The organism is Kitasatospora sp. NPDC043949 (genome assembly GCF_056435365.1).
Genome location: NZ_JBWKEQ010000017.1, coordinates 90,863 through 110,087, shown reverse-complemented (window position 1 = coordinate 110,087; position 19,225 = coordinate 90,863). Strand labels below are relative to the sequence as shown.

The window sequence follows — 19,225 nt, the reverse complement described above, 5'->3', positions numbered from 1 at the left end:
AGTGTCCCTCCTCTCTTCTCGCCCCCCGACCCGCCCCGGGGGGGGGGGGAAAAGAAAGAGGGGGGGGGGGGGGGGGGGGGGTGGGGGGGGGACCCCCCCCCCCCCCCCCCCCCCCCCCCGACCCACGTTCCTTCCCGGCAGCGCCCGGCGGTCAGCGCGTGCGGAGCCAGTCGCCGAAGGCCGCCAGGGCGGGGCCCGGATCGCGGCGCCCCAGGCCGATCCGGAAGCGGTCGGCGGGAGCGGGCGTCAGGTCGGAGTGGAACATGCTCGCGGGCAGCAGCAGGACGCCCGCCTGCTCGACCAGCGCGGTGCAGAAGTCCTCGACCCCGTCCGCCCCGAGGTAGCGCGGGTAGGCGACGCAGCCGCCGTCCGGGGCGCGCCACTCGAAGAGGTCGCCGAACTCGGCGAAGAACGCGTCGAACCGCGGCAGGTTCTCCGCGATGATCGCGCGGTTGCGCGCCAGGATCTGCTCGCGGGCGTTGATCGCGATGCGGGCCAGCACCTCGCTCGGCGCCGAGTTGCAGATCGTGGTGTAGTGCTTGGCCCGCTCCAGCCGGGAGCGCAACTCCTGGTCGCGGCAGGCGATCCAGCCGATCCGCAGGCCGGGCAGGCCGAGCGACTTCGAGGTGACGTTGAGCGAGAGGGCGCGTGCGGAGAGGTCGGCGGCCTGCGGCAGCGCCCGGGCCGGGTCGCGCTCCAGACCGCGGTAGACCTCGTCGGAGAAGAGCCGGATGCCGCGCTCGTCGCACAGCTCCACCAGACGCGTGAAGTCGGCCGCGTCGATGACCTTGCCGGTCGGGTTGTGCGGGAAGTTCACCGACAGCACCCGGGTGTTCGGGCGCAGTGCGGCCGTGACCGCGTCGAGGTCGAGCGCCCAGTCGTCCTTCTCGTCCAGGGCGACGCCGGTGACCTCGCAGAGGGAGAGCGGGATGGTCTCGGCGGACTGGTAGTTGGGGGTCACCACCACGGCGTGGTCGCCCCGGTCGAGGAGCACCTGCATGGCGAGGTTGAGCCCCTCCTGCGCGCCGCCGAAGCAGAGCACGTCGTCGGCGTCGACCTCCTGGTACATCCCGGCGATGGCGCGGCGCAGCTCCGGATCGCCGTAGGTCTCGGTATAGCCGAGGGCGAGGCCGTCCCAGGCCCGGCGGTCCTCGGGGCCGGCCAGGGCGAGGAGTTCGGCCATCGTCATGGTCTGGGCGTCGGAGGCGGCGAGGTGGTGGCGGGCGCTGAACTCCCAGCGCGAGAAGTAGGTTTCGAGTCGGAAGTCGGGGAGCCTGGTCATCTCTCTGTCACTCGCTCTCGTCGGCGCCGGCGCCGGGGTGCCGGCGCTGGGGCTCGGGGGCCTGCTGGTTCTCAGGGGCCTGCCAGGGCTCAGGGGCCTGCCGGGGCTCGGGGGCCTGCTTGAGCTCGGGGGCCTGCTTGAGCTCGGCGAGCAGGGTGTAGGCGGTCGAACGGGAGACCCGCAGTGCGGTGGCGACGGCCGGGACGGCGCGGCGGACCGCGAACACCCCGGCCTGGTCGAGTTCGCGCAGGACGGCGAGCCGGTCCTCGCGGCCGAAGCGTTCGAGCGGGCGGCCGTGCGCGCGGACGTAGCCGCCGATCACGTCGTTCATCCGCTCCGTCCAGTCGCGCTCGAAGAGCGGTTCGGGGCGGGGCGCGGTGGGCGCGGCGAAACCCGCCAGCAGGGCGGCGGCGTGCTCCAGCGGGCCCCGGTCGAGGTTGACGCAGAGCACCGCCGAGGGCCGTCCGGCGTCGTCGCGCAGCACGGCGCTGACGGAGGAGAGCCGGCGCCCGTCGGGCAGCAGCTTCTCGTAGGGCCCGTAGACGTCCGGGGCGGACGGGTCGAGGGTGTCCAGTTCGCCGAGCAGCGACGGGTCACCGGGGGTGCGGGGGGTCATCGGGTTCCAGATGGCCAGCACCCGGTCGGCGGTGGCGTCGTGCAGCACCACCTCGGCGTACGGCCCGAGCAGCAGGGCCACGGCGCGGCAGACCGGTGTCCAGGTCCGGACGCGCGGGTCGGGGGTTTCGGTGGTCATGCTCGGACTGTACGTCCAGGCAAGACGTTTAGTCCAGACGATTCATCCGCGACGTTTCGTTCAGGCGTTTCGTTCAGGCGTTTCGTCCGGGCATCCGGTACCTGCGGCGACGACGAAGGCCCCGCCGACGCAGGCGGGGCCTTCGGTGCTCGGGGAGGGTCAGTGGCAGGTGATCAGCAGTCCGAGGACGGCGGTGCAGCTGCGGGTGTCCCGGCTGGTGGCCGGGGTCGGGTCGGCGGGCACGCCGGCGGTGCGGGCCACCGTGACGTCGAAGCTGCGGATCAGGCTGAGCAGGCCGACCGAGATCGAGAAGTGCCGGGTGGTGCTCGCCCCCTTGGCGAGCGGCCCGGTGAGCTTGCAGGTGAGCTTGGTGCCCGCGATGGTGCAGTCGCCGGAGGTCGCCGCGAGGCCGGCCGGGAGGTCGGCGGAGACGGTGCCCGAGGTCAGCACGTCGGGGCCCTGGCCGGTCAGCGTGACGGTGTAGTCGACCCGGCCGCTGAGCAGGTTGGACACCGGCGTGGCGGTCAGGGCGACGCCGAGGTGGGCACTGGGGGCCGTGTAGCTGAAGCGGTCGGCGGCGACGGCGGCGCTGGTGCCGCCGGGCGTGGTGACCCGGACGTCCACCGGCCCGGTCACCGCGGTGGCGGGGGCGGTGGCGGTGCAGCTGGTCCTGGTGCAGTTGAAGGCGGTGGCGGCGCCCGCCGCGCCGAAGGTCACGGCGGTGGCGCCGTTCAGGTCGGTCCCGGTGACGGTCACCGTCGTGCCGCCGACCCCCGAGCCGCCGGACGGGCTGATCCCGGTGACGGCCGGGACGGGCAGCGGGAAGTCGAGCACGTCGACGGCGCCGCCGGTGAAGTCGGTGAGGTAGCCGCGCCGGCCGTCGCCGGTGATCGCCAGGCTGTACGGGCTCGCGCCGACCGGGACGGTCGCGGTGACCGTCCGGCTGGCGGTGTCCACGACGCTGACCGTGTTGTCGGCGTAGTTGGAGACGTACGCGGCGCTGCCGTCCGGGGCGAGCGAGACGGCGTACGGGCCGGCGCCGACGGCGACGGTGCCGACGAGCGTGTTGCCGGTGGTGTCGAGGACGCTGGCGGTGGCGTCGTCGGCGTCGGCGGCCCACAGCCGGGTGCCGTCCGGGCTGAGCGCGAGGCCGAAGACGCTGTGGCCGACGGGAACGGTGGCGCTCACCGTGCTGCTCGCGGTGTCGATCACGTTCACCGCCTTCGCGCCGGAGGCGGCGACGTAGAGCCGCTTGCCGTCCGCCGAGACGGCCAGCCCGTGCGGCTCGGCGCCGACCGGGACGGTGGCGGTGACCGTGTTGGTGGTGGTGTCCAGCACGCTCACGGTGTCGGCCCCGGCGTTGCCGACGTAGGCGCGCGAGCCGTCCGCGGAGAGCGCGAGGCCCCACGGCTGGGCGCCGACCGGGACGGTGGCCGTCACGGTGTTGCTCGTGGTGTCCACGACGCTGACGGTGCCGTCGAGGTGGTGGGTCAGGTACGCCCGGTGCCCGTCGGGGGACAGGGCGACCGCGTAGGAGCCGGTGCCGGCGGTGAAGGTGGCGGCCACCGTGTTGCTCGCGGTGTCCAGCACGCTCACGGTGCCGCTGCTCTGGCTCGTCACGTAGGCGTGGCCGCCGTCCGGCGTGAGCGCCACGCCCGCCGGGTAGGGCGCCACCGGCACGTGCGCCTTGACGGTCGGCGGCGGTGTGGCGGCCTCGGCGGTGGCGGGCTGCGACAGCAGTGCGGCCGTGGCCGCGGCTATCGCGGTCACGGCCGTCCAGGTGCGCCCGGGTGCGCGACGTGTTCTCACGAGTCTCTCCAGCATGGTCGGTCAAGGGATGCAACGCCGGTCGCTCCAGCCCCCTGCGGATCCGGAGCCGCACGAAGCGTAGAAGCCGGTATGACCATCCGTCAGGGGCTGATCGGTAATGTCGCCAACTGTTCAGATTCGACCGAGATTCGGACAGCAGCCACCCCGCCGGCCGCGCCCCGTCGCGACCAGGGACCGGCCGGGGGCGGGGCGCGGGCCGACCGTGGATGGGTCATGGGCCGGTCGGGGGCCGGTCGGGGCGGGGGCGTGCAGGAAATTGGAGTTGTGGAGTCGCATTCGATAGCGTTTCGAACGTGAGGCTGACCAAGAGCACCGACATCGCCCTGCGGATCGCCATGCGGCTGGCCGTCCTGAGCGAGGACGCCAACCCGACCACCCGCGAGGTGGCCGAGGCGGTCGGCGTGCCGTACACCCACGCGGCGAAGGTGGTCAGCCGCCTGCAGCACCTCGGCGTGGTGGAGGCCCGGCGCGGGCGCGGCGGCGGGCTGCTGCTCACCTTCGCCGGGCGGACCGGCTCACTCGGGCTGCTCCTGCGCGAGCTGGAGGGGGTCGGCGACGTGGTCGGCTGCGAGGACGACCCGCCGTGCCCGCTGCGGGCCGCGTGCCGTCTGCGCGGTGCGCTGCGGACCGCGCAGGAGGCGTTCTTCGCCGCACTCGACCCGCTCAGCATCGACGACCTGGTGGCCGCACCCACCGGCCCGGTGCTGCTCGGCCTCACCGCCAGACCCACCGACTGATCCCCCACCCCCCGGGGCCGGGCTCACGCACGGCCTTTAATACGAATCTCACATACCAGTTAGGAGCCGGACTGATGCTGTCCGCCAAGTCCGCCGAGGTCATCGAGGCCACCCTGCCCGTCGTGGGCGGCGCCATCGGAGACATCACCCCGCTCTTCTACGACCGCATGTTCGCCGCCCACCCGGAGCTGCTGCGCGACCTGTTCAACCGCGGCAACCAGGCCAACGGCACCCAGCGGCAGGCGCTCGCCGGGTCGATAGCCGCCTTCGCCGGCGCGCTGGTCGCCCACCCCGACCAGCGGCCGGACGCGATGCTCGCCCGGATCGCCCACAAGCACGTCTCCGTCGGAATCGACAGCAGCCAGTACCGGATCGTCCACGAGCACCTCTTCGCCGCCATCGTCGAGGTGCTCGGCGAAGCCGTCACGCCCGAGGTCGCCGCCGCCTGGGACGAGGTGTACTGGCTGATGGTCAACGCCCTCGTCGCCGTCGAGGACCGGCTGCGCGCCGAGGCCGCCGCCGGCGGCGACCAGGCCGACCTCTGGCGCCCCTACACCGTCGTCGCCCGCTACCAGGAGACCGACACCGTCACCAGCTTCCTGGTGCGCCCCGCCGACGGCGGCCCCGTCCCCGCCGCCCGGCCCGGCCAGTACGTCTCGGTGCGCACCGAACTGCCCGACGGCGCCCGGCAGATCCGCCAGTACAGCCTCTCCGGCACCGCCGACGGCGCGCTGCGCTTCACCGTCAAGCGTGAGCCCGGCGGCGAGGTCTCCGCCCACCTGCACGACCACCTGCACACCGGCGGCCTCGTCCACCTCGCGCCCCCGCTCGGCGACATCGCCCTCGCCGACGGCGACGGGCCGGTGCTGCTCGCCTCCGCCGGCATCGGCAACACCCCGATGACCGCCATGCTCGACCACCTCGCCGCCACCGGCTCCGCCCGGCAGGTCGTCTCGGTGCACGGCGACCGCGACCAGCTCACCCACGCCTTCCGCGCCGACCTCGCCCAGCTCACCGCCAAGCTGCCGAACGCCACCGCCCACGTCTTCTACGAGCGGCCGCTCGGCGACTGGCCCGCCGAGCGCACCGGCCTGGTCGACCTCGCCACCGTCGACGTCCCGGCCGGCACCACCGCCTACCTGTGCGGCCCGCTGCCCTTCCTGCGCGCCGTCCGCGAGCAGCTCCTCGCGGCGGGCGTCCCGGCGGCGGACATCCACTACGAGGTGTTCGGCCCCGACCTCTGGCTCGCCTGAGATCCCCTGGGACCCCACGAGGTCCCCGAGATCCCCCGCCCCGGCCGGCCCGCTCGGTACGATCGCGAGCGGGCCGGCCGGTGTCGCCGGACGAAGGGAGGGCCGATGCGGGTCGCACTGTTCGCCACCTGCGTCAACGACGCTCTGTTCCCCGCCACGGCGGTCGCCACCGTCCGGCTGCTCGAACGCCTCGGCGTGACCGTGGACTTCCCCGCCGGGCAGACCTGCTGCGGGCAGCCGCAGTACAACACCGGCTACCGGCGGGCGTGCGAGCCGCTGCTGCGGCGCACCGCACGGGCCTTCGCCGGGTACGAGCACGTGGTGACGCCCTCCGGATCGTGCGTGGCCATGGTCCGGGACAACTACCCGCGGATCGGAGCCCGGGCCGCCGCCGACGGCCGGGGCGGCGAACTCGACTCCATGGCCGCCGCGTTGACGCCCCGGGTGTACGAGCTGACCGAGTTCCTCACCGATGTGCTCGGCGTCGAGGACGTCGGCGCGCACTTCCCGCACACCGTCACCTACCACCCCTCCTGCCACGGCCTGCGGGTGCTCGGCCTCGGCGAACGGCCGCTGCGGCTGCTGCGCGCCGTCCGGGGACTGGAACTGGTCGAACTGCCCGGCGCCGAGGAGTGCTGCGGCTTCGGCGGCACCTTCGCGGTCAAGAACGCGGCCGTCTCGGCGGCCATGGCCGAGGACAAGATCGCCCACGCGCTCGGCACCGGCGCCCAAGTCCTGTGCGGCGCCGACAACTCCTGTCTGCTGCACCTCGGCGGCACGCTGCGCCGCCGGGGCGCGGCCCTGCGCCCGCTGCACCTGGCGGAGATCCTCGCCAGCACCGAGGAACACCCGTGGAGGCCCGCATGACCGGCACCTTCCTCGGCATGCCCGCCTTCCGGCAGGCGGCCTCCCCGCAGGCGACCTTCCCACAGGCCGCAGCGGCGGCCGTCCGGGACGAACGGCTGCGCGCCAACCTGCGGCACGCCACCCACACCATCCGGGACAAACGGGCCCGCGCCGTCGCCGAACTCGACGACTGGGCCGAACTGCGTGCGGCCGGCAAGGCGATCAAGGACCACACGCTGCGCCATCTCGACCGCTACCTCGTCCAGTTGGAGGAGGCCGTCACCGCGGCCGGCGGCATCGTGCACTGGGCGGCCGACGCCGAGGAGGCCAACCGGATCGTCGCCGACCTGGTCCGCGCCACGGGAGAGACGGAGGTCGTCAAGGTCAAGTCGATGGCCACCCAGGAGATCGGGCTCAACGAGGCGCTCGCCGCCGAGGGGATCACCGCGTACGAGACCGATCTCGCCGAGCTCATCGTGCAGTTGGGCGAGGACCGGCCCTCGCACATCCTGGTGCCCGCGATCCACCGCAACCGCGCCGAGATCCGGGAGATCTTCGCCGAACGGATGGCCGCCTGGGGCCGCCCCGCACCCGAGGGGCTGACCGACTCCCCCGCCGAACTCGCCGAAGCGGCCCGGCTGCACCTGCGGGAGAAGTTCCTGCGCGCCCGGGTCGCCGTCTCCGGCGCCAACTTCATGGTCGCCGAGACCGGCACCCTGGTGGTCGTCGAGTCCGAGGGCAACGGCCGGATGTGCCTCACCCTGCCGCGCACGCTGATCTCCGTGGTCGGGATCGAGAAGGTCGTACCGACCTGGCAGGACCTGGAGGTCTTCCTGCAGCTGCTCCCCCGCTCCTCCACCGCCGAGCGGATGAACCCGTACACCTCGCTCTGGACCGGCACCACGGAAGGCGACGGCCCGTCCGCCTTCCACCTCGTGCTGCTCGACAACGGGCGCACCGCCGCGCTCGCCGACCAGGTCGGCCGCCAAGCGCTGCGCTGCATCCGCTGCTCGGCCTGCCTCAACGTCTGCCCGGTGTACGAGCGGGCCGGCGGCCACGCCTACGGCTCGGTCTACCCGGGCCCGATCGGCGCCATCCTGACACCCCAACTACGCGGCACCACCAGCCCCTTGGACGCCTCACTGCCGTACGCCTCCTCACTCTGCGGGGCCTGCTACCAGGTCTGCCCGGTGGCGATCGACATCCCCGAGGTGCTGGTGCACCTGCGCGAGCGGGTCGCCGAGCAGGGCGGGCACCCGCTGGAGCGGGCCGCGATCGCGGCCGCCGGGTACGTGCTCGACCACCCGGCGGCGCTCGCGGCCGCCGAGCGGCTCGCCGGGCGCACCCGCGCGCTGCACCCTCGCCGACTGCCCGGCCCGGGCCGGGCCTGGACCGACACCCGGGACCTCCCGGAGCTGCCCGCCGAACCGTTCCGCGACTGGTGGCGGAGGAACCGCTCATGACCTCACGGGAGTTGATCCTCGCCCGGATCCGCGCCGCGCTCGCCGACCCCGCCCCCGGCCGGGACCGGGCAGCGGAGGAGCCGGTCGCCCGGGACTACCTGCGCACGCACAGTCCGGACGATCCGGCGGCCCTGCTCGACCTGCTGCACCACAACCTGGCCGACTACCGGGCCCGGGTGCACCGCTGCACCGAGGCCGAACTGCCCGCCGTCCTGGCCCGGTTGCTGGCCGAACGGGGCAGCCGCACGGTCGCCGTGCCGCCCGGCCTGCCGCCCGCCTGGCTCAGCGCCACCGCCGTCACGGCCGTCCCCGACGACGGCACGCTCACCGCCGCCCGGCTCGACGCCGTGGACAGCGTCGTCACCGGCTGCGCGCTCGCGATCGCCGAGACCGGGACGATCGTGCTGGACGCCGGGCCGGGCCAGGGGCGGCGGCTGCTCACCCTCGTCCCGGACCACCACCTGTGCGTCGTCCGGGCACCCGGGCAGGTCGTCGCCTCCGTGCCGCTCACACTGCCCCGGCTCGACCCGGCCCGCCCGCAGACCTGGATCTCCGGGCCGTCCGCGACCAGCGACATCGAGCTCGACCGGGTCGAGGGCGTGCACGGCCCGCGCACCCTGGAGGTGCTGCTGGTCGACGGCTGACCGCGCCGACCGGGGCCGCGGCGACTCAGCTCATCGTCACCTCGCTGTACCGGTCGCCCTGGGAGCTGTCCCAGGCCACCTGCACCCGGCAGTCGACCGGCCGCCCGGAAGCGGCCAGTCCCTGCCCCGCGATGGCCGCCGACGGGTCGGCCAGCGTGCTGAACAGGCCGCCCGCCGGCGGGGCGCCGCCAGGTGTGAAGCCAAGGTCCGCGGGCGCGACGGCCGTGGGGTAGAACACCGCCCGGCCCGTGATCGTGTACGTCCCCCGCGTGGTGTCCTTGCGCTTGCGGCCGGGGATGACCGAGCACAGCGAGAAGGTGTCCTCGGCACCGTCCGAGACGTTGCCCGCCGCGTCGACCGTCCACAGCTCCCAGTAGCGGGCGACCGTGGCGTGGGCGCTCGACCCCTTCGCGGTGATGTACGAGTCGATCCGGCTGCCCGACATCGCGTTCCAGTCCGTACCGTCCCATTCCTCCACGGCGAAGACGCGGTTGATCTCCTGGATGATGACGCCCTGCTGGGGCGCGGCGACGCTCAACTGCCGCCTGCGCTCGAAGTAGCCGCACTCGCCTTCCAGGTCGTCGGCCGTCAGATGGGTGAGCGCGATCTGCGTCGCCGGCCCGGTTCCGGGCGTGGGGGCCCGCTGGACCGACACCCCCGCGCCGCCGGAGGCGTCGTGGCCGTGTCGCTGCTGCTCGACCAGCCGGGCCACCGCGGCGTTGCCGAGGGTGCGTTGCAGGGGCAGCGCCGTCGAAGGGGACAGCGGGCCGACGGCCGCGGCCTCCCGGGCGCCCTCGGCCGGGAGGTCCGTGCTCCGGCGCTCGGACGCGGCCCTGCGCCGCCGCGCCGCCTCGTCCTCGGATGCGGAAGCCTGATCGCGCATGTGGCCCTCCTGTCGGCACGGCACCGCCCCGGATGCCCTGGCCAACCTCTACCGGACGGCGGGGCGGCCGGGAAGGTCCGCGAGGGCAGCGCGAAGGGCAGCGCGAAGGGCAGTGCGGACGGCAGGGTCCGATTCAGGCGGGCCGCAGCTCCAGCGTGCAGCACTTGGCTCCGCCGCCGCCCTTCAGCAGCTCCGAGACGTCCACCGGGACCGGCTGGTAGCCGTGCTCGACGAGCCGCCCGGCCAGGTGTTTCGCGGCCTCGGGCAGCAGCACCCGGCGCCCGTCCGAGACCGCGTTGAGGCCGAACACCTCGGCGTCGGCCCGGTCGGCGAGGATCGCGTCCGGGTACAGGGTGCGCAGCACGGCCCGGCTGTCGGCGTCGAAGGCCTCCGGGTAGTACATGACGTGGTCGTCGGCGAGCACGGCCAGCGCCGTGTCCAGGTGGTAGAAGCGCGGGTCGACCAGGGTCAGGCCGACCACCGGGACGCCGAAGAACTCGCCCGCCTCGGCGTGCGCGGCCCGGGAGGTGCGAAAGCCCGTCCCGGCGAGCACCCGGCCGCCGGCCACCAGGTGATCGCCCTCGCCCTCATTGACGTGCCCGGCGCGGTGCACCTCGCGGTAGCCGTGCGAGCGGAACCAGGCCTGGTAGGCCTCGGACTCGGCGGCCCGCTCCGGGTAGCGGAAGGTCGCGACCAGCGCCCGGCCGTCCAGCACGGTCGCGCCGTTGGCGGCGTAGACCATGTCGGGCAGGCCGGGCACCGGGTCGATCAGCTCGACGGTGTGGCCGAGGCGGCGGTACAGCCAGTACAGCCGCTCCCACTGGCGGATGGCGAGCGCGGTGTCGGTGGGCTGCGCCGGGTCCATCCACGGGTTGATCGCGTAGTCGACGGTGAAGTACGTCGGCCGGCACATCAGGTAGCGCCGCGGCCTGGCAGTGCGCTCCGGGGTCTGCGTGGGCATTCCTCAACCATCCTCGGGTGCAGGGGAGTTCGGGGATTCCGTTCCCCAGGCCGCTGCCCCGGCAAGGCTGTTCGCACACCCGCGCGGGCGCCCCCGGCGGGCGCAGGCCCCCGCGCACCCGGCGCGGGCTCCGGCGCACGCGCGGCCGATCGCCACGGGACGGACCGCACCGAGCGTCGTGGGGACGCGCCGCGCCGAACGTCACGAGGACGGGCCGCGCCGAGGTGTCACCAGCGGACCGCGCCGAAGTCCACCGGTGCGGGCCGCAGGCCCCGGCAGCGGCCGGCGAGCGCCCGCAGCCGGGCCGCCGCCTCCTCGGCGGGCATCCGGTGCCGCTGGCCGTGGCCGGGCAGCAGCCACTCGAAGCGCAGCGCGTCCAGGCTGCGGTCCAGCGAGGCGGAGAGCTCCTCGATCGAGTACCAGGTCACGGTGTCGTACACCTCCAGGTCACCGGTGGTGCGGGACCAGTACAGGGTGTCGCCGGTGAAGCAGTACCGCTCGTCGACCAGGTACAGCACGCTGCCGCGGGTGTGGCCCGGGAAGGGGTGGGCGGTGACGCCGGGGGCGACCTCCACCGGTTCGACGCCGCGCAGCACCCGGTCGGCGTCGGGCGCGGCGTCCAGGTCACCCTCGTGGATCCAGAGCCGGGCGCCGCGCCGGTCGGCGTACGCCCGGCCGTGCGCCGCGTGGTCGCGGTGCGTCAGCAGGATGTCGGTGACCGGGCCGAGGACCTCGTACCGGGCCGCGAGCGGCTCGGCGTAGCGGGGCGTGTCGACCATCAGCCAGCCCGCGGGGCGGCGGCAGAGGTAGGAGTTGGCCCCGGCGTTGCGGCGGGAGTTGTGGCCGAGCAGCAGCAGGCCGTCGTCGAGGACCAGCGGGAAGGGGTCGGTGGCCGGGTCGAGCGGGCCGGTGCCCGGCCGGATGGAGCGGGTCGGGCAGGCGTGGGCGGCGGCGAGCAGCTGGCGGTGCTCGGCCTCGTCGCGCGGCTGGCGGACCAGCTCGGAGCGGCCGGCGCGCTCACGGATCAGTCCTGGCGCGAGCTGCCGGGCCACGTCGCAGTTGGTGCAGCGGTCGTCGACGGACCACTGCCCGGACAGACCGGAGGTCGGATTCAGAGCCATGGATGTCTTCCCCCTGGAAGGACGGCGGCCGGGCCGGCCGCGCTCTTCGAGCATCGTCCGGGCGGGCCCAAAAGCGGAAGGGGGGCGGGATCTTGCGGTTTCCGGGGGCCGCCGCTCTGCACTCCGGTTGTATTCCGGGTGGGGCACGTGGCCCATCTCACGTGCCGGCGGGGTCACCTACGGTGGCGTAGGTCACTTGAATGGGTGAACTATCTCCTTCATGCCGAACCTCCAGGAGACCCTTGACCTCAGTTCGTATGCCGCCCTCGGCGACAGCTTCACCGAGGGCCTGAACGACCCCGGTGCCGACGGCGCCTTCGCCGGCTGGGCCGACCGCCTGGCCGGGTTGCTCGCCGACGGACGGCCGCCGGGCGGGTTCCGCTACGCCAACCTGGCGGTGCGCGGCCGGCTGCTGGACCAGATCATGGCCGAGCAGGTGCCGCAGGTCCGCCGGCTCCAGCCCGACCTGGCCACCTTCTGCGCGGGCGGCAACGACATCCTGCGGCCCGGCAGCGACCCGGACGAGGTCGCCGAGCGCTTCGAGGCGGCCATCGTCCAACTCACCGCCTCCGCCGGGACGGTGCTGATCTGCACCGGCTTCGACACCCGGGACGTACCGCTGTTCAAGCACCTGCGCGGCAAGATCGCCACGTACAACGGGCACATGCGGGCGGTCGCCGACCGCAACGGCTGCAAGGTGGCCGACCTGTGGTCGCTGCGCGCCGTCCAGGACCGCCGGGCCTGGAGCGAGGACCGGCTGCACCTCTCCCCCGAAGGCCACCAGCGGGTCGCCCTGCTGGCCGCCCGCTCCCTGGGGCTGCGCACCGAGCAGGACCCGGAGGCGCCCTGGCCGGCCACCCCGGAGCCGTCCGCCGCCGACCAGCGGCGCGAGAACCTCCAGTGGGCCCGCGAGTACCTGCTGCCCTGGGTCGGCCGACGGCTGCGCGGGGAGTCCTCGGGGGACCACGTCGAGGCCAAGCGGCCTGACCTGCTTCCGCTCTGACGCAACGTCAGGCGGCACCGGGTGCTGCGGTCGTCCTCGCAGCCCTTGCGGTCCTCGCGGTCCGCGCGGCCTTCGCGGTCCGCAGCACCCGGTGCGCCAGCGCGGCGAACGCGGCACCGACCAGGTACCAGAACAGGTCCGGCGGATTGAACGTCGACCCCAGCACCAGCCGGGCCAGCCCGCTGCGCCGCCCCAACTCGTCGGGCACCCCGGTGATCTGGAACAGCTCCACCGCCCAGCTCAGTCCCGCCGCGACCACCGCCGCCCGCCCCGGCCGAACACGGGGCGCGACCAGCACCACCAGCGCGTACACCAGCACCGTGTAGAGCGCGTCCCCGGCGTACTTCGCGACGTCCCCGCCGAGCACGGCCCGCACGCCCAGCCCGGCCGCCACCGTCGCCCCGGCCGCCAGCAGCGGCACCACCCGCACCCGCAGGCGCCCCCAGAGATCATCCACCCGCCCCACCCTACGGCCCGGCCGCCGGGTCCAGGGCTGGGCCGTCCGGGTGACCTCCCGCATCCGTGACGCCCGGGCGTCGTTGGCCGCTGCGTGACCGCACACCGAAGCCTGCTCCGGATGGCCGCCGCCGCACTGTTCCTGACGGCCGTCACCGTTCCCTCCGCCGCTCCGGCCGGCGCCGCCGCCGCGGCCCACCCCGCGCCGCGGATCGTCCGCGGCATCCTCGAACCCCCGCTGCCCGTCGACCAGTTCCCGCCCCAGGTCGAGGAGGCGTGCCACATCTGGCACGACCTGCAGTGGCCGACCGCGAACGCCCCCCGGGACTACCCGGTGGCCGGCTCCCCCTTCGTGATCCGCGGCAGCAACGTCTACGGAAACCGCAGCGGCGACCTCCCCCAGGACGGCCACTACCGCGAGTACGACGTCAACCCGCGCCAGCCCGGCCAGCACCGCGACGCCGAACGCCTGGTCCGCGACCCCGCCACCGACCACGTCTGGTACAGCGACGACCACTACGCCAACTTCCACGAGATCAGCTCGGGATGCTCCTGATCCGACCCCACGGACACCGCCCGTGGGCCGGGACCGGGCACGTCACTCGCGTGACCACTCGGTCTCGGCCTCGGGCTCGCCGACGGCGTCGGACCCGCCCCAGACCCGGACCCTGACCGCCCGGGGCCCCGGGGCCGGTCGGGAGAGCGTGCGCACGAACACCTCCCGGACGTGGTTGGCGGCCTGCTGGGGCGGCCCGTCGTACTCCAGGGGGTTCGGCATGGGCGCGCCGCTCTGCCGGGCCCAGTCGCCGTCGTCGTCCTGGGTCTCCAGGACCCATCGGTAGTGCCGCATCCTGACCTCCTCCGGCCCGGGGCCGTTCCTCGGTGCTGTCCGGTCCGTGCGGTCCGGTCAGTGCAGTTCGGTCGTGGGCTCGGAGCCGATGCCGGTGGCCAGGAGGATCTGCCGCGCCGAGTCGGTGCCGCCGGCCCGGACCGCACGGGCCATCGAGGCCAGGGCCGCTTCCCGGCCCGCCTGCGGCGGAACCACGAGCAGACTGAAGTGATCACGGTCGCCCCGCGTGACGATCACCGTGTCGTCGCCGACCGGATACCGGTCGATGCGCACCGACCGGCCCTCGACGACGATCCGGGCCGGCACCTCGTCCCAGGCGTCCGCGTCCAGGCCCACGCTCACCACGGGGCCGAGGTGTTCGGTCAACGCGCCGACCAGGCCGGGCAGTTCGGCGCCGATGTTCCGTGACCGCGGCCACCAGGCGCCATCGAGTGCGCCCTCGCGGGACCGCGTGGTCTCCAGGCGCAGCAGGACCGTCCCCGGTTTCACCGCCTGCCGGAAGCGGTCCGGCAGAAGCCCGGGGTGCGGGGCACCGGCATCGTCCGACATGGCTCGCCACCTCTCCGCGGGCGCGGATCGGGCCCGCTGAACGGGGCCGGCCTTTCGGTTCCAGCAACTGGGCCGCCCCGCCCTCCCACGGTACTCCGACCGCACCGGGGCCGAACGGGCGCGAACGGGCGCCGGCGGACGCCTGCGCGGGGAGGGGCGGCCCTGCTCGACGGCCCGGGGCCGGCCCCGCGTCACCGGGAGCCGCGATGCGTAACACTGTGTGTTGTGTCGAATGCGAAGAATGACGACGGTGGCGCGGGGGCGGGCGGTGCGCCCAGTCCCGACGCCCCGCTGCCGGCCCTCGACCGGGAGCAGGTCGGGGTCCTGCGCCGGGTGGGCCGGGAATGGGGCCGGGCGGCCGGGGATCCGCAGGCGTGGCGCCGGGCACTGCCGGTGGACCCGGAGCTCGGCCGCTTTCCGGCCTCCTCCGAGATCCGGCCGGTGCGCTTCGGCCGCTTCGTGCGGGTGGCCACGGTCGGCGGGCAGCCGTCGCCCGTCGAGGCGGGCGGCGAGGACACCCGGACCTCCCGACTCGGCCGGGCGGGCGCCGGGGTCAGGCACGTGCTGCTCGGGGCCCCGCTGCGCAGTACCGCGATCGCGCACGAGCGGATGCGCAAGCTGGTGGCGCTGCCGGTGCTCTCCGCCGACGCGCTCTCGTCCGTCGCCTACGGGCCCGAGGCGATGCTGGCCGTCCTGGTCCTGGCCGGCACCGCCGGTCTGCGCTACTCGGTGCCCATCGCCGCGACGATCGCGTTCCTGATGCTGGCGGTCGGGGTGTCCTACCGTCAGACGATCCGCGCCTACCCGCACGGCGGCGGCTCGTACATCGTCGCCACCGCGAACCTCGGCCGCCTCCCCGGGCTGGCGGCGGCCGCCGGTCTGATGACCGACTACATCCTCACGGTCGCGGTCTCGATCGCCTCCGGCATGGAGGCCGTCACCTCGGCGATCCCCTCGCTGCGGGGCGACGCCGTGCCGATCGGCCTCGCCGTGATCGGCGTGCTGCTCGCCGGGAACCTGCGCGGCGTACGGCAGGCGGGCGCCCTGTTCGCCGCACCGACCTACGCCTTCGTCCTCGCCGTCCTCGCCCTCATCGCCTTCGGCCTGTACGACGCGGCCGGCCACGGCTTCCAGCCCACCGCGGCTCCGCAGTCGACCGCGACCGAGGGGGTCGGCGTGCTCCTGGTCCTGCGCGCCTTCGCCTCCGGCTCGACGGCGATGACCGGCATCGAGGCGATCTCCAACGCCGTCCCGGCCTTCCAGCCCACCGAGTGGCGCAACGCCCGTACCACCCTGACCTGGATGGTCGGCCTGCTGATCGTGCTCTTCGCCGGCACGGTCGCGCTGGTCCACCTCGACGGCGTCGTCCCCGACGCCCAGGAGACGGTGCTGTCGCAGCTCGCCCACCGCGCCTTCGGCCCGGGCTTCGGCTACGTCTTCACCCAGGCCGCCACGGCCGCGATCCTGCTCCTGGCGGCCAACACCGCCTACAACGACTTCCCCCGCGTCCTCTACCTCCTGGCACGCGACAACCAGGCGCCGCGGATCTTCCTACGGCTGGGCGACCGGCTGGCCTTCAGCAACGGCATCGTCGTGCTCTCGGTCGCCGCGGCCGCGATCTACGCGGCGTTCGACGGCATGACGGCGCCGCTGATCCCGCTGTACGCGGTCGGCGTCTTCCTCGCCTTCACGCTGTCGCAGACCGGCATGGTCGTGCACTGGTGGCGCCTGCGCGACCGCCACTGGCGCAAGAGCCTGATCTTCAACGCCGTCGGCGCGCTGCTCTCGGCGACCGTGCTCGTCACCGCCGCGATCACCAAGTTCACCTCGGGCGCCTGGTTCGCCGCGCTCGTGGTGGGCCTGTTCATCCTGGTGGCCACCAGGATCCGGCACCACTACGAGCAGGTCGCCGCGGCGCTCGCCCTGCACCCGCACGCCGTCGAGGTCCCCGGCCGCGCCCTCACCCGCCCGCGCCCACGGGACGGCGCGCCCGCGCCCTCCGCAGAGGCGGAAGCGGAGTGTGAGCGCGAGGCGGAGAGCGAGGAGACTCCCGAGGAGATCCACCCGCTGCTGATCGTGCCGATCGCCGCACTGGACCTGGCCGGCATGCGCGCCCTCGCCTACGCCGCCTCGCTCCGCCAGCCCGTCCTCGCCCTGCACATCAGCGCCAGCGAGGAGGAGGCCCAGCGCTTCCGCGCGTACTGGAACCTGTGGGGCGACCACCTGCCCCTGAAGATCCTCCTCTCCCCCTACCGCACGATCGTCGCGCCCCTGGTCAACTACATCGAGGCCCTGCACGACCAGCGCCCGGACCTCACCCTGACCGTCGTCCTCCCGGAGATCGTCGTACGGCACCGGCGCCACCGCCTCCTGCACAACCGACTCGCCCCCCGCCTGCGCAGGGCGCTCCGCCCACTGCCGAAGATCGTCGTCACCACCGTCCCGTTCCACGTCTGAGGACTGTCCAGCGTGTCCGCACCCGGACCGCTACGCGCCGGCGGGCCAGGAGGCGGCGCGGCTTCGGGCGACGTCCGCCCGCCGGCCGGCCTCGCCCGCGCCGGTGGCGGGCACGACCGCCGAGGGCAGGACGTCGGTACCGGGTTCCGGTCCGGCCGCGCCGCGGGCCGGCTCCGAGGCGAGCAGTTCGCTCGCGGTCCGGCTGTCGGCGGGGTCGGCCGCCCGGGCCATCAGCCGCTCGGCGGTGACGGCGTCCGTCTCCGGCGGTACGACCAGCAGGTTCAGCCGCAGCGGGGCGTACGAGCAGACCACGATCAGGTGCTCGTCCTGCTCGACGGTGAACCAGCCCACGTGGACGGTGTGCCCGGCGACCGGGGCCCGGTGCGGGACGGTCGGCCACTGCGCGGGGTTCACGGTGGCCCGGGTGACCCGCCCCCACGGACCGTCCAACGCTGCGGCGAGGGAAGGGAGTTCGAGGAGAAGGTCACGCGAGCGGGGCCACCAGGCGCCGTCCAGCCGACCGGGCCGGGTGCCCTCGGGCACCCGGGAGAGCCGTGCTGCGGGTACCGGGGCGGTGGGCGCCATCGCGCGATCGAGGGTCGTGGTCATGATCGAAGACCTGTCCCCGGACCCGGCCTCGGGCCGGATCCGGCATCGTCGTTCGCCGGAGACGACGCCAGTTGTCTTGCCCGGCATGCGAGGTGCCTTCGGTGATGTCCAGGCTACTCTCCGCCAGGCCCGGACCTCGCATGGCGGCCGCAGCAGCGCTTTCCCGACGATTCGTCGGCCGCGAGCCAGCACCCGGCTTCGATCGGATGGTTCCGGCTGCACGCCGGTGACTGTTTGCGCACGCGGCGTGTGGGACGACCCGCTGGAGTCCCGCCCCTCGCGCCGGGAGCGGCCGGCCGACGGGCAGCGGCGCGCCTGCCTGCCCTTCGGGAAGGGCGAGGAGAGGTGCCCGGCGAACGGCTTCGCCCTCAAACCGACCGGCAGGCCCGCCGCCCGGCCGCCGCCGCCGCGTCCGGCCTCTGCCAGGATGGGCGTCCTCGACCCCGGGCGCGGCGAAAGGGCGGCACAGTGGTGGAACTCGACCCGAAGAGGCTGCTGATCCTGCGCCAGATCGCCGACGCCGGCAGCGTGGCGGGCGCCTCGCGCGCGCTGGGCCACACCCCCTCCGCGGTGTCCCAGCAACTGGGCCGGCTGGAACGCGAGGTCGGCGTCCCCCTGGTGGACCGCACCGGTGGACGGGCCGAACTGACCGCCGCCGGCCGCCTGTTGGCGGGCTACGGCGACCGGATCGGCCAGGCGCTCCAGGACGCCGCCCGCGACCTGCGCGCACTCGGCGCCGCCGCCGCCGGCCCGGTCGCCATCGGTGTGCCGCCGCCCGCCATCACGTTCTTCGCCACCACCGCCGTCCACCTGCTCGCCCGCACCCACCCCGACCTGGCCCCCCGCCTGGTGGAGACCGGACGGCAGGAGGGCCTGCGCGCCCTGCGCCTGGGCGAACTGGACGTCCTGGTCATCGAGGACGACCGGCAGGAACCCACCCCGCTGCCGCCCGGCGTCGAGGCGAGCGTCATGTTCGAGGACGCCTACCGCCTGGTCGTCCCCTCCGACTGGCCCCCGCTCACCGACCCCGCCCAGTTGTCCGGCCGCCCCTGGATCGCCGCCCCGGCCGGCTCACCCCGGCAGCTGGCCTTCCGACGCCTGGCAGCCCGGCACGACATCGTGCCCCTGGTCGAGCACACCGCCCGCTACCGCTTCGCCGTCTACACCATGCTCGCCGCCCGTCTGGGCGCGGCGATCCTGCCCGCGAACGCCGCCGCCCTGATCGGCCCGGGCGCCGGCACCGTCACCACGCTGCCGGTACCGGGCACCTACCTGGTGCGCCTGCTGCGCCGCACCGGACCGTGGGGGGCGCCGCCGGCGGTGCGGGCGGCGGCCGAGGCGCTGCAGAGCGCGCTGCTGGCGGCGAGCGAGCGGCTGGCGGCCCAGGGCCTGACCGAGAGTGAGCCGCGCGTGAACGGCCACCTGGTCGACCCCAGCGAGCCGAACACACCCGCCGACCCGCCCGTCGCGACACCGTAAGCGCTGCTGAACGCCGGGGGTGAGCGCCGCTTGCTGGTGCCCGGCCCG

At 74.5% G+C, this 19,225-nt stretch carries 19 protein-coding genes; 9 read left to right on the top strand and 10 right to left on the bottom strand.

Annotation, left to right across the window (positions count from 1 at the left end; all coding sequences use genetic code 11):
- Positions 1–151: 151 nt before the first annotated feature.
- From AC07AL_RS16600 to AC07AL_RS16590, 3 genes are all read right to left on the bottom strand, one after another.
- Positions 152–1,282: an aminotransferase class I/II-fold pyridoxal phosphate-dependent enzyme gene (locus AC07AL_RS16600; protein ID WP_363617322.1), complete on the bottom strand. Its 1,131-nt coding sequence runs from the start codon at positions 1,280–1,282 to the stop codon at positions 152–154.
- A gap of 7 nt (positions 1,283–1,289) precedes the next feature.
- Positions 1,290–2,036, bottom strand: coding sequence for a helix-turn-helix transcriptional regulator (locus AC07AL_RS16595; protein ID WP_400985017.1), 747 nt, complete (start codon positions 2,034–2,036; stop codon positions 1,290–1,292).
- Positions 2,037–2,195: 159 nt separating this feature from the next.
- A complete protein-coding gene (locus AC07AL_RS16590) occupies positions 2,196–3,845 on the bottom strand; it encodes a YVTN family beta-propeller repeat protein (RefSeq protein ID WP_478317704.1) in 1,650 nt (549 codons plus the stop codon).
- A gap of 314 nt (positions 3,846–4,159) precedes the next feature.
- Here AC07AL_RS16590 and AC07AL_RS16585 point away from each other — a divergent pair, with 314 nt between their 5' ends.
- From AC07AL_RS16585 to AC07AL_RS16565, 5 genes are all read left to right on the top strand, one after another.
- The gene (locus AC07AL_RS16585) at positions 4,160–4,603 is read left to right on the top strand and encodes an RrF2 family transcriptional regulator (RefSeq protein WP_363586450.1); all 444 of its coding nucleotides are present in this window, start codon (positions 4,160–4,162) and stop codon (positions 4,601–4,603) included.
- A gap of 74 nt (positions 4,604–4,677) precedes the next feature.
- Positions 4,678–5,856 (top strand): globin domain-containing protein, encoded by a 1,179-nt coding sequence (locus AC07AL_RS16580; protein WP_478317703.1) that lies wholly within the window; start codon positions 4,678–4,680, stop codon positions 5,854–5,856.
- Between the two features lie 105 nt (positions 5,857–5,961).
- Positions 5,962–6,723 carry a (Fe-S)-binding protein gene (locus AC07AL_RS16575; protein WP_363586452.1) on the top strand — a complete coding sequence of 254 codons (762 nt, stop codon included), beginning with the start codon at positions 5,962–5,964 and terminating at the stop codon, positions 6,721–6,723.
- Entirely contained in the window at positions 6,720–8,165 is a 1,446-nt protein-coding gene (locus AC07AL_RS16570) for a lactate utilization protein B (protein WP_363586453.1), read from the top strand. Before AC07AL_RS16575 ends, AC07AL_RS16570 begins: the two co-directional genes overlap by 4 nt.
- Positions 8,162–8,809 carry a LutC/YkgG family protein gene (locus AC07AL_RS16565; protein ID WP_363586454.1) on the top strand — a complete coding sequence of 216 codons (648 nt, stop codon included), beginning with the start codon at positions 8,162–8,164 and terminating at the stop codon, positions 8,807–8,809. The genes AC07AL_RS16570 and AC07AL_RS16565 overlap by 4 nt, the downstream gene beginning before the upstream one ends.
- Before the next feature lie 25 nt (positions 8,810–8,834).
- On the opposite strand, the gene AC07AL_RS16560 is transcribed toward AC07AL_RS16565, so the two are convergent.
- From AC07AL_RS16560 to AC07AL_RS16550, 3 genes are all read right to left on the bottom strand, one after another.
- A complete protein-coding gene (locus AC07AL_RS16560; RefSeq protein WP_363586455.1) occupies positions 8,835–9,692 on the bottom strand; it encodes a hypothetical protein in 858 nt (285 codons plus the stop codon).
- A 133-nt stretch (positions 9,693–9,825) separates the two neighbouring features.
- Positions 9,826–10,653: a dimethylargininase gene (ddaH, locus tag AC07AL_RS16555; RefSeq protein ID WP_363586456.1), complete on the bottom strand. Its 828-nt coding sequence runs from the start codon at positions 10,651–10,653 to the stop codon at positions 9,826–9,828.
- 227 nt (positions 10,654–10,880) lie between these two features.
- Positions 10,881–11,774, bottom strand: a complete 894-nt coding sequence (locus AC07AL_RS16550; RefSeq protein ID WP_478317702.1) for a 4Fe-4S domain-containing protein — start codon at positions 11,772–11,774, stop codon at positions 10,881–10,883.
- A 220-nt stretch (positions 11,775–11,994) separates the two neighbouring features.
- Between AC07AL_RS16550 and AC07AL_RS16545 the strand changes: the two genes are divergently transcribed.
- Complete coding sequence (locus AC07AL_RS16545; protein ID WP_363630515.1) at positions 11,995–12,777, top strand: SGNH/GDSL hydrolase family protein; 783 nt, start codon at positions 11,995–11,997, stop codon at positions 12,775–12,777.
- Between the two features lie 7 nt (positions 12,778–12,784).
- Here the strand turns inward: AC07AL_RS16545 and AC07AL_RS16540 are convergent, their stop codons facing one another.
- Entirely contained in the window at positions 12,785–13,234 is a 450-nt protein-coding gene (locus AC07AL_RS16540) for a ribosomal maturation YjgA family protein (protein ID WP_363630513.1), read from the bottom strand.
- Between the two features lie 120 nt (positions 13,235–13,354).
- Between AC07AL_RS16540 and AC07AL_RS16535 the strand changes: the two genes are divergently transcribed.
- The gene (locus AC07AL_RS16535; protein ID WP_363586460.1) at positions 13,355–13,789 is read left to right on the top strand and encodes a ribonuclease domain-containing protein; all 435 of its coding nucleotides are present in this window, start codon (positions 13,355–13,357) and stop codon (positions 13,787–13,789) included.
- Positions 13,790–13,831: 42 nt separating this feature from the next.
- Here AC07AL_RS16535 and AC07AL_RS16530 read toward each other — a convergent pair whose 3' ends face one another.
- On the bottom strand, positions 13,832–14,083 hold the full coding sequence (locus AC07AL_RS16530; protein ID WP_363586461.1) for a hypothetical protein: 252 nt from the start codon (positions 14,081–14,083) through the stop codon (positions 13,832–13,834).
- A 57-nt stretch (positions 14,084–14,140) separates the two neighbouring features.
- Complete coding sequence (locus AC07AL_RS16525) at positions 14,141–14,632, bottom strand: DUF5994 family protein (RefSeq protein WP_363586462.1); 492 nt, start codon at positions 14,630–14,632, stop codon at positions 14,141–14,143.
- 609 nt (positions 14,633–15,241) lie between these two features.
- On the opposite strand from AC07AL_RS16525, the gene AC07AL_RS16520 reads away from it, so the two are divergent.
- Positions 15,242–17,089, top strand: a complete 1,848-nt coding sequence (locus AC07AL_RS16520) for an APC family permease (RefSeq protein ID WP_363630552.1) — start codon at positions 15,242–15,244, stop codon at positions 17,087–17,089.
- Positions 17,090–17,119: 30 nt separating this feature from the next.
- Here AC07AL_RS16520 and AC07AL_RS16515 read toward each other — a convergent pair whose 3' ends face one another.
- Entirely contained in the window at positions 17,120–17,698 is a 579-nt protein-coding gene (locus tag AC07AL_RS16515) for a DUF5994 family protein (RefSeq protein ID WP_363630512.1), read from the bottom strand.
- Between the two features lie 471 nt (positions 17,699–18,169).
- On the opposite strand from AC07AL_RS16515, the gene AC07AL_RS16510 reads away from it, so the two are divergent.
- Positions 18,170–19,177, top strand: a complete 1,008-nt coding sequence (locus tag AC07AL_RS16510) for a LysR family transcriptional regulator (protein ID WP_363630510.1) — start codon at positions 18,170–18,172, stop codon at positions 19,175–19,177.
- The last annotated feature ends 48 nt before the right edge of the window (positions 19,178–19,225 follow it).

What these genes read in the sequence shown, in the direction of transcription:
- AC07AL_RS16570 (WP_363586453.1), top strand. Translation starts at nt 6,720, where the DNA reads ATGACCGGCACCTTCCTCGGCATGCCCGCCTTCCGGCAGGCGGCCTCC.
- AC07AL_RS16595 (WP_400985017.1), bottom strand. Translation starts at nt 2,036, where the DNA reads ATGACCACCGAAACCCCCGACCCGCGCGTCCGGACCTGGACACCGGTC.
- AC07AL_RS16600 (WP_363617322.1), bottom strand. Translation starts at nt 1,282, where the DNA reads ATGACCAGGCTCCCCGACTTCCGACTCGAAACCTACTTCTCGCGCTGG.
- AC07AL_RS16580 (WP_478317703.1), top strand. Translation starts at nt 4,678, where the DNA reads ATGCTGTCCGCCAAGTCCGCCGAGGTCATCGAGGCCACCCTGCCCGTC.
- AC07AL_RS16550 (WP_478317702.1), bottom strand. Translation starts at nt 11,774, where the DNA reads ATGGCTCTGAATCCGACCTCCGGTCTGTCCGGGCAGTGGTCCGTCGAC.
- AC07AL_RS16525 (WP_363586462.1), bottom strand. Translation starts at nt 14,632, where the DNA reads ATGTCGGACGATGCCGGTGCCCCGCACCCCGGGCTTCTGCCGGACCGC.
- AC07AL_RS16545 (WP_363630515.1), top strand. Translation starts at nt 11,995, where the DNA reads ATGCCGAACCTCCAGGAGACCCTTGACCTCAGTTCGTATGCCGCCCTC.
- AC07AL_RS16520 (WP_363630552.1), top strand. Translation starts at nt 15,242, where the DNA reads ATGCGCAAGCTGGTGGCGCTGCCGGTGCTCTCCGCCGACGCGCTCTCG.
- AC07AL_RS16530 (WP_363586461.1), bottom strand. Translation starts at nt 14,083, where the DNA reads ATGCGGCACTACCGATGGGTCCTGGAGACCCAGGACGACGACGGCGAC.
- AC07AL_RS16535 (WP_363586460.1), top strand. Translation starts at nt 13,355, where the DNA reads ATGGCCGCCGCCGCACTGTTCCTGACGGCCGTCACCGTTCCCTCCGCC.
- AC07AL_RS16575 (WP_363586452.1), top strand. Translation starts at nt 5,962, where the DNA reads ATGCGGGTCGCACTGTTCGCCACCTGCGTCAACGACGCTCTGTTCCCC.
- ddaH (WP_363586456.1), bottom strand. Translation starts at nt 10,653, where the DNA reads ATGCCCACGCAGACCCCGGAGCGCACTGCCAGGCCGCGGCGCTACCTG.
- AC07AL_RS16560 (WP_363586455.1), bottom strand. Translation starts at nt 9,692, where the DNA reads ATGCGCGATCAGGCTTCCGCATCCGAGGACGAGGCGGCGCGGCGGCGC.
- AC07AL_RS16515 (WP_363630512.1), bottom strand. Translation starts at nt 17,698, where the DNA reads ATGACCACGACCCTCGATCGCGCGATGGCGCCCACCGCCCCGGTACCC.
- AC07AL_RS16565 (WP_363586454.1), top strand. Translation starts at nt 8,162, where the DNA reads ATGACCTCACGGGAGTTGATCCTCGCCCGGATCCGCGCCGCGCTCGCC.